The sequence below is a fragment of the Streptomyces sp. SID1328 genome (genome assembly GCF_009865595.1).
In the GTDB taxonomy this organism is placed as follows: Bacteria; Actinomycetota; Actinomycetes; order Streptomycetales; family Streptomycetaceae; genus Streptomyces; species Streptomyces griseoluteus.
Genome location: NZ_WWKH01001097.1, coordinates 1 through 1,492 on the forward strand (window position 1 = coordinate 1; position 1,492 = coordinate 1,492).

2 protein-coding genes are annotated in these 1,492 nt (G+C 66.0%); both read right to left on the minus strand.

From position 1 onward, the window contains the following. Nucleotides 1-234: 234 nt before the first annotated feature. The gene (locus GT030_RS35360; RefSeq protein ID WP_161204552.1) at nucleotides 235-414 is read right to left on the minus strand and encodes a sodium:neurotransmitter symporter; all 180 of its coding nucleotides are present in this window, start codon (nucleotides 412-414) and stop codon (nucleotides 235-237) included. Between the two features lie 55 nt (nucleotides 415-469). Further along, nucleotides 470-1,492, minus strand: a 1,023-nt coding sequence (locus tag GT030_RS35365) for an RHS repeat-associated core domain-containing protein (protein WP_161204553.1), incomplete at its 5' end; no start/stop codon positions are given.

Sequence of the window (1,492 nt, forward strand, 5' to 3'; positions counted from 1 at the left end):
TCCCCCGCACCAGTTGTACCGGTGCGGGGGAACACGGACGAATACATCTGGGCGACGCCCGCGTGGTTGCGCGTCCCATGGGTGCGGGTGGTGAGGTCCGCCGCACGGGCCTCGCGTCGAGCTATCGACGGCGGGTGACAACGAACAGAACCGCCAGGATGAAGACGATAAAGATCAAAGCGATCGACCAGGCAGGCTGTCCAGCAGCGGATGGCGGCATAATCACGGACAGGGTCATCGCTTGAGTCCCTTGCGCAGGAAAAGGAGCCCACCAGCGGCCAGACCCGAACCGATGACTATGGGAAGCACCGCTCGAACTCTTCCGCCCCCGGCATCCACCACGCCGAGAAGGAGCAGAGCGACGCCGCAGAGCAGCGCTACGAGCGCGAATCCGATCACTGCGGTGATGCGCATGGAAACTCCTGACCTCCGAGGGGGCGGGATTCGTGTCCCGCCCCCGACTTCCTGATTAGCTGTATGCGGCGGTCGTCGCGCCCGCGACTCCTGCGGCCACGACGGAACACCCGGTGAACCCGGCACCGACCGACAGTCCAAGAGTGGGGAATGCCCCGGCCGCGGCACCGGCCAAGCACAGCGACTCGAAGCCGATTCCGGCCAGCATGCCCATCTGGGTGGCGTTCGCGCCCTCCGTGTCGCCCGTCCACATGTCATAGGCGAGGCTCGCCCAGTCCCCGATTCCCGTGACATCACCGAAGCTGAACAGCCCAGTGGGGTCGGTGCGGTTGACCACGTCGCCACCCGCATACAGATAGGTGTTGTTCTCCTTGCCCGAGGGGTCGGGCTGGGTGAAGCGGCCAAGACTGGGGTCGTAGTAGCGGGCGCCCATCTTGTACAGCCCGCTCGAGTCCAGGTAGGCGCCCGTATAGCCGAAGGGCTGATCGACGGAGGCGGAGTTTCCGGAGCGAGCGGTGCCGGTGGGGCTGTAGTCCCAGCGGCCCTGCTTGGCACCGGAGTTGTCGACCAGGACGGATGGGGCGCCCTGGTTGTCGGTGACGTAGTAGTACGGGTTGCCGCCGCTGGTCATGCCGATCAGTGTGCCCGCGGGATCGCGGACGAATCCGGTGCTCCTGCCGTCGGCGGTGGTGGTGGAGATGCCTGCCGGGCCCTGGTCGATGCGGGTGGAGTCGGCCGTGAGGCGGTTGGAGCTGTCGGTGCCGGCGTAGGTGTAATGGCTGGTGGTGCCGCCGGTGGTGAGGGAGGTGAGCTGGTTGAAGTCGTTGTACGTCTCACCGGAACGGGGGAGCTGTCCTGCGGCGGAGAGTTCGTTGCCGTTCTTGTCGTACGACCAGCCGGTGGTGTCGCCGTTCATGCCGGTGATCTGGTTGGCCGCGTTGTAGGTGTAGTTGGTCAGGCCGCTGCTCGCGGAGCACGACGATGCGGAGCCCGAGGTGGCGATGATGTTGCCGGCCTTGTCGTAGCAGTACAGCCAGGACGCGTTCTTCGTCGAGCCGGCGTTCTCCTGGGCGTAGCT

Coding starts and splice junctions, on each gene's coding strand:
- GT030_RS35360 (WP_161204552.1), bottom strand. CDS start 414: ATGCGCATCACCGCAGTGATCGGATTCGCGCTCGTAGCGCTGCTCTGC.